At 55.5% G+C, this 326-nt stretch carries 1 protein-coding gene; it reads right to left on the bottom strand.

Translation table 11 applies throughout. The annotated features are described in order from the left end of the window. The coding region (locus ACLFKU_RS44475; RefSeq protein ID WP_410853483.1) for a transposase at window positions 1–326 on the bottom strand (326 nt) is incomplete at both ends.

The following is a 326-nucleotide window of genomic DNA, read 5'->3' as shown; positions in this document are numbered from 1 at the left end:
CACATTCTCACGAGCGGTCCAAAGGCACAGACAAGCGAAGCGAAGGCGAGATAGTTCCCTGCGAGCTTGTCGTAGCGAGTGACGACACGACGAAAATGTTTGATACGACTGCAAAAGCGTTCGACGATGTTCCGGGTCCGATACAGCACGCGGCTATAGCGACGCTTGGTCTTCAGGTTCGAACGCGGCGGGATTACGACCTTCGCACGAGTAGTGCGGATACTTTCCACAAAGGCGTTCGAGTCGTAGCCCTTGTCAGCGATGACCGCACCGGTGCGCAGATGCTCAACCAGTTCGTTCGCGCACGTAATATCGGAAACTTGTCC

This window comes from Paraburkholderia sp. EG304, assembly GCF_046543485.1.
GTDB classification, from domain to species: Bacteria; Pseudomonadota; Gammaproteobacteria; order Burkholderiales; family Burkholderiaceae; genus Paraburkholderia; species Paraburkholderia youngii.
The sequence above is the reverse complement of the archived record's forward strand: the minus strand, read 5'-3'. Positions and strand labels throughout refer to the sequence as shown.